Annotated in this window: 4 protein-coding genes; 3 read left to right on the top strand and 1 reads right to left on the bottom strand. The window is 73.6% G+C overall.

Going from position 1 to position 6,242, the window contains the following annotated elements; genetic code table 11:
* Positions 1 to 204: 204 nt before the first annotated feature.
* Positions 205 to 1,002 (top strand): TIGR03084 family metal-binding protein, encoded by a 798-nt coding sequence (locus ACFXMF_RS46150; RefSeq protein WP_360308953.1) that lies wholly within the window; start codon positions 205 to 207, stop codon positions 1,000 to 1,002.
* A 504-nt stretch (positions 1,003 to 1,506) separates the two neighbouring features.
* On the opposite strand, the gene ACFXMF_RS46145 is transcribed toward ACFXMF_RS46150, so the two are convergent.
* Positions 1,507 to 2,778, bottom strand: coding sequence for a citrate synthase (locus ACFXMF_RS46145; RefSeq protein ID WP_379991975.1), 1,272 nt, complete (start codon positions 2,776 to 2,778; stop codon positions 1,507 to 1,509).
* 112 nt (positions 2,779 to 2,890) lie between these two features.
* Here ACFXMF_RS46145 and ACFXMF_RS46140 point away from each other — a divergent pair, with 112 nt between their 5' ends.
* Complete coding sequence (locus tag ACFXMF_RS46140) at positions 2,891 to 4,069, top strand: citrate/2-methylcitrate synthase (RefSeq protein WP_360308947.1); 1,179 nt, start codon at positions 2,891 to 2,893, stop codon at positions 4,067 to 4,069.
* A gap of 308 nt (positions 4,070 to 4,377) precedes the next feature.
* Positions 4,378 to 6,126 carry a chitinase gene (locus ACFXMF_RS46135; RefSeq protein WP_379991973.1) on the top strand — a complete coding sequence of 583 codons (1,749 nt, stop codon included), beginning with the start codon at positions 4,378 to 4,380 and terminating at the stop codon, positions 6,124 to 6,126.
* The last annotated feature ends 116 nt before the right edge of the window (positions 6,127 to 6,242 follow it).

The raw sequence follows: 6,242 nt of genomic DNA, 5'->3' as shown, positions 1-6,242 counted from the left end.
GCGCCTCCGCGCCTCCGCGCCTCCGCGCCTCCGCGCCTCCGCGCCTCCGCGCCTCCGCGCCTCCGCGCCTCCGCGCCTCCGCGCCTCCGCGCCTCCGCGCCTCGGGGCCGTGTGTGGGGTTTGGTGGTTTCGGCTCGGCGTGCCGTTGCCCGGTGGGGGGTCGGCAGGGTTGGGTGGGGGCGGTGGTGTGGGAGGAGCCGGGTGATGGTGGATCTTGTGGCTGTTGTGGGTGACCTGGAGGCGGAGGGGGCCGCGCTGGATCGGCTCGTCGGCGGGTTGGCGGCGGAGGAGTGGGCCATGGCGACGCCCGCGCCGGGGTGGACCATTGCCCATCAGATTGCCCACCTGGCCTGGACCGACGACCGGGTCCGGCTCGCGGCGACCGATCCGGTCGGCTTCGCCGCCGGCGTCGCGGATGCCTCGGCCGATCCGGACGGCTTCGTGGACCGAGGCGCCGAACAGGGCGCGGCGGCGCCGCCGGACCGGATTCTGGCCGGCTGGCGCGCCGGTCGGGACACGGTGGCGAAGGTGCTGGCGGCGGTACCGTCGGGCGGGCGGTTGCCCTGGTACGGCCCGCCGATGAGCGCCGCGTCGATGGCCGGCGCCCGGATCATGGAGACGTGGGCGCACGGACAGGACGTCGCCGACGCGCTCGGTGTACACCCCCGGCCCACCGCCCGGCTGCGCCACGTGGCCCGGATCGGTGTCCGGGCCCGGGATTACGCCTATTCCGTACACGGACTTCGCCCACCCGAGCGGGAGTTCCGGATCGAACTGACCGGCGGGCCCGAACTCGGCGGCGCCTGGACGTACGGCCCCGAGGACGCCGCCGAGCGGGTGACCGGGCCGTTGCTCGACTTCTGCCTCCTGGTCACCCGCCGCCGACACCCGGACGACCTCGCCGTCCGGGCGCACGGCGCCGAGGCGACGAGGTGGCTGAATATCACCCAGTCCTACGCCGGTCCACCCGGACCGGGTCGCGCCCCGGGGCAGTTCGGCTGAGGCGGCCCTCGGCGCGGCGGGGTGATCGCCGTGCACCCGTGCGGGTCGAGGTGAAGCGTCGGCCGAGTATCGCCTGGTGCCGCGCCGGCCCCCGGGCCGGGCTGCGCCCGGGGCCGACCGGCTGAAGGGCCCCGCGCTCGGCGCGGTTTCGTTGATCGCCGTGCAGCTGTGCGGGTCGAGGTGGCGCGTCGGCCGAGTATCGCCCGGTGCCTCGCCAGGCCCCCGGGCCGGGCTGCGCCCGGGGTCGATCGGCTGAAGGGCCCCGCGCTCGGCGCGGTTTCGGTGATTGGCGTGTACCCGTGCGGGTCGAGGCGGCGCGTGTCGACGGGCAAGTCGCCTCGCGGTGGGCGCGGTTCCAGGCCCACCCCGACCAACGCCTGCCTGTGGACGTGTCGTCGTGTGTGTCCGGGCCATCCGTTCGGCCCTGCCGGGGGGCCGGATGTCGCTCGCCCGCAGGTCGGTGCGCCCGGATCGGGTCGCGTGGGATTCGGCATGGTTGCGGGGTCAGTTCGCGTTGGGTCGCGGGCCGGTGTAGACGCCGACGGCTCGATAGCGGAGGCCGGGTTGGGCGTATTCCTCCAGGGCGTGGGCCAGCCAGCCGATCGTGCGGGCCATCGCGAAGATCGCCTCGCCGGCGTCCGGCCGCATGTCCATCGCGTGCGTCACCGCCGCGAGCGCCAGGTCGACGTTGGCGAACAGGTCCTCGCGGGCCGCCGTTTCCCCGGTCAGCGCATCGACGGCCGACAGCACTCGGGCGACCCGGTCGTCCCGCGCGGCCGGTTCGCGCAGCAGGCCCAACAGCAGTTCGGCCCGCGGATCGCGGTCCACGTAGAGCACGTGGCCCAGGCCGGGCAGATGCTCGCCGGCCCGGAGCCGGTCGGCGACCGCCATCGTGGGCCCGCCCGCCGGATCCAGCGCGTCGCGCAGGAAGCGGTGGGTCAGCCCGATCGCCGCTCCGTGGTGGCGGCCGTCGACCACACCCAGCCCGGCGGACACCACGGCGTACACGTCCGCCCGCGCGCTCGCCGCCACCCGTGCGGCCAACGTCGACACCGCCAGGTCGTGGTCGGCCAGCAACACCAGCGCGGCGTTCAGCAGATACAGGTGCTCCGGTGTGGCCGGCCGAGCGGTGAGTTTCGGCCACAGCCGCTCGGCGAGCGCGGTTCCGGTCGGCGGTCGGGCGCCCGCACACGCCGGCAGCGCGTCGGCGATCACCGCCAAGAGCGTCTCGCCGCCGCGCACGACCGCCGGTTCGGACAGGTCGTAGCGCAGCGGATCGGTCGTGCCGGTGGCGGCCACGATCATCCGGATCCGGTCGATCAGCCGGGCGCTGTCCGGCAGCAGGGCGACCGTACGACGGACCGCCTCGGCCCGTGCGGCGGCGACCTCGAACGGGGGCACGTCCGCGAGTTCGGCCCGCCACAACCAGTGCGCCACCGATTCGACGGGATGGTCGGCCAGTTCGCGCACATCCCGGCCGCGGTAGTACAGGTGGTCGTCGGCGAGCAGGGTCAGTCGGGTGTGGATGCGTTCGATCGACCCGTTGGGGTCGCGCCGCCCGCCGCTGCGCTCCGCCAGTGCCTCCACCTCGGCGGTGGCGAACCGGCTGCCGCGTTGCCGGGACTCGCGCACGCTGGTCAACAGACCGCGACTGACGTAGGCGTAGATCGTCTCGGGTTTGACCCCCAACCGCTGCGCGGCCTGGGCGGTGGTCAGGTAGTCCTGCGGGTAATCCTGCTCACTGCCACCGCCCGAAACCTTGCGCCGACCAGCCATTTCGTTCGAACCTCCGGCTCATATTGATGTAGTCAACATTGACGATAGTTGATGCCGTGATCGACATTCGTGGTGGCGGGTCGTGCGGCTCCGCCGAGGATGGAGGCATGTCATGGCAGTCGTCGGCAACGAGCGAATCGACGTACCCCGGGGCCTGAAGGGGGTGGTGGTCACCGACACCGAACTGGGCGACGTCCGAGGCGCCGAGGGTTTCTACCACTACCGGCAGTACTCGGCGATCGAGCTGGCGGGCACCCGCAGCTTCGAGGACGTGTGGTTCCTGTTCGTGCACGGCCGGTTGCCCACGGCCGAGGAGCAGGCTCCGTTCGCCGCGGAGATCGCCCGACTGCGGGTGTTGCCCGAGGAGTTGCGGCCGGTGTTGCGCTCGATCGCGCTGGCCGGCGACCGGTTCGACCCGCTCGCGGGGCTGCGGACCGCGCTGTCGCTGGTCGGCGCCGCGCGCAACCTGCCGCCGCTGTGGGAGTCCGCGCCGCCGCGGCGCGCGGCGGACGCGATGCTGATCGGCGCGGTGACGCCGACCATCCTGGCGGCGCTGCACCGCATCCGCGCCGGCGCCGAGCCGCTGGAGCCGCGCGCCGACCTGTGCACGGCGGCCAACTGGCTCCACCTGGTGACCGGAAGGGAGCCGGAGCCCGTCCAGGTGGCCGCGATCGAGCGCTACCTGATCGCGACCGTCGACCACGGCTTCAACGCCTCCACGTTCACCGCGCGAGTGATCGCTTCCTCGGGAGCGGACCTGGTCTCGGCGGTGGCCGGCGCGATCGGCGCGTTCTCCGGCCCGCTGCACGGCGGTGCGCCGGATCGGGCCCTGGAGGCGCTGGACGAGATCGGCTCGCCGGAGCGGATCGACGCGTGGGTGCGGGCCCGGATCGGCGCGGGCGAGCGGATCATGGGCTTCGGCCACGCGGTCTACCGCACCGAGGACCCGCGCGCGGTGATGCTGGCCGCGATCGCGGCCGAACTCGCCGAACAGGCCGACGCGCAGGGGGTCGAGCTGGTCGAGTTCGCCGCCGCGGTGCACCGTCGGGTGACCGGGATCCTGGCCGAGTTGAAGCCGGGGCGCGAGTTGCACGTCAACGTGGAGTTCTACGCGGGCGTGGTGATGCAACTGTGCGGGATTCCGCGCAGCATGTTCACCCCGACATTCGCCGTGAGCCGGGTGATCGGGTGGTGCGCGAACATCCTGGAACAGGCCGAGGACACCAAGATCATCCGCCCGAGCGCCCGCTACACCGGCCCGCAACCGCCCCAGCCGGTCCCCGGCGCCTGACCGACCGGGGCCGCGCCGCTCTTCCTGCGGGGACCGCCGGTTCGCCGTGCGGGCGTTCGCCCGGGAGCCGTGCCGGGAGGCAATTGGTCCAGACCTATTGACAGTTCACTCGCCCCGGCGGTCAACTCGTCTGGCACACAGGCATCCCGGCACCCCGGGTGCGCCCGGACGGCCTGCGCATGCCCTGCGCCGAGGCAGCCTGACGTCCCATCAGGCAGTGCGGTGCCGACCCGGGTCCACCCTCCCTTGCACGCAACGCCCACGCCCGCAGGCAACCGCCCGGGCCGGTACGGGAGGAACACCCCACGATGGCACCGACACGTCCCCCAACCACCCGCGCGGACCGGCCCCCCGCCCGCCGCCGGCGCACCCGCACCCCGCGCCGCTTCCTGACCGGCCTGCTCACCGCATGCGCGATGGCCACCACCGGCTTGATCGCGCTCGCCGCGCCCGCACCCGCCGCCGCCGAACTGGTGGTCAACGGCGGCTTCGAGTCCGGCCTGTCCGGCTGGACCTGCTCCGGCGGCTCCGGCAGCGCCACGAGCACGCCGGTGCACACCGGCACCGGCGCCCTCAAGGCCACTCCGGCGGGCGGCGACAACGCCCGATGCAGCCAGACCGTGGCCGTGCAACCCGACTCCGACTACACCGAATCCGCCTGGGTCCAGGGCTCGTACATCTACCTCGGCGCCACCGGCACCGGCACCACGGACGTCTCCACCTGGACCTCCGCCGCCTCCACGTGGCAAAAACTCACCACCACGTTCCGCACCGGCCCACGCACCACCAGCGTCACGCTCTTCCTCAACGGCTGGTACGGACAACCCGCCTACCTCGCGGACGACGTGTCGCTCGTCGGCCCCGGCGGCAGCACCACGATCCCGGCCGTACCCACCGGCCTGGCCGTGGCCGGCAGCACCGCCCGCAGCGTCTCGCTCACCTGGTCCGCGGTCCCCGGCGCGACCGGATACGACGTCTACCGCGCCGACACCAAGGTGGCCACCGTCGCCGCCCCCGCCGCCGAGATCCCGGGCCTGACCCCCGAGACGAGCTACACCTTCTCCGTCGCCGCGAGCAACACCGCGGGCACGTCCGCGCGTTCGGCCCCGGTCACCGCCACCACCGGCCCGGACGGGCCCGGCGGCGAGGACCCGACCGGCCTGCCCAAGCGGGTGATGACCGGCTACTGGCACAACTTCGTCAACGGCTCCTCGAACCTGCGCCTGCGCGACGTCCCCACGTCCTACAACCTGGTCGCGGTGGCGTTCGCCGAGGCCGACCGCACCCGCTGGGGCGCGGTCACCTTCGGCGTCGACCCGGGCCTGTCCACCGCGCTCGGCGGCTACACCAACGCCGACCTCAAGGCCGACGTCGCGCTGATGCACGCCCGCGGCCAGAAGGTGATCCTGTCCGTCGGCGGCGAACTCGGCGCGGTCTGGGTCGGCGACAGCGCGTCGGCCGCCACCTTCGCGAGCACCACCACCGCGCTGCTGCGCGAATACGGCTTCGACGGCGTCGACATCGACCTGGAGAACGGGGTCAGCCCCACCTACATGGCCACCGCGCTGCGCGCCATCCGGGCGCAGATCGGCACGAGCCTGATCATCACGATGGCCCCGCAGACCCTGGACATGCAGTCCAACCAGGCCGCGTACTTCCAACTCGCCCTGGGCATCAAGGACATCCTGACCATCGTGCACATGCAGTACTACAACTCCGGAACCATGTTCGGCTGCGACCAGAAGCTCTACGCCCAGGGCGGCGTGGACTTCCTGACCGCCCAGGCGTGCATCCAGCTCCAGGGCGGCCTGCGTCCCGATCAGGTCGCACTCGGCGTGCCGGCCACCGGGCGCGCGGCCGGCAGCGGCTACGTCTCACCCGGCGTGGTGAACAACGCCCTGGACTGCCTGGCCGCGGGCACCAACTGCGGGAGCTTCCGGCCCACCACCACCGCGCCCGGCATCCGCGGCGCGATGACGTGGTCGGTCAACTGGGACGCGACCGCCGGCTACGCCCTGGCCAACAGCATCTCGGCGCACCTGCGCACGATGCCCTGACGGCCGACGCCCCACCCGCACCCCTACCCCGGCGGACGAAGGTCCGCCCACAGCGCGACCGCACCGGTCGCGCGCGGCGCCGTCGCCTCGGCGGCGCCGCCGCCCCCCCACCCCCC

The sequence above is a fragment of the Embleya sp. NPDC059213 genome, from assembly GCF_042754445.1.
GTDB lineage: Bacteria > Actinomycetota > Actinomycetes > Streptomycetales > Streptomycetaceae > Embleya.
The sequence above is the reverse complement of the archived record's forward strand: the minus strand, read 5'-3'. Positions and strand labels throughout refer to the sequence as shown.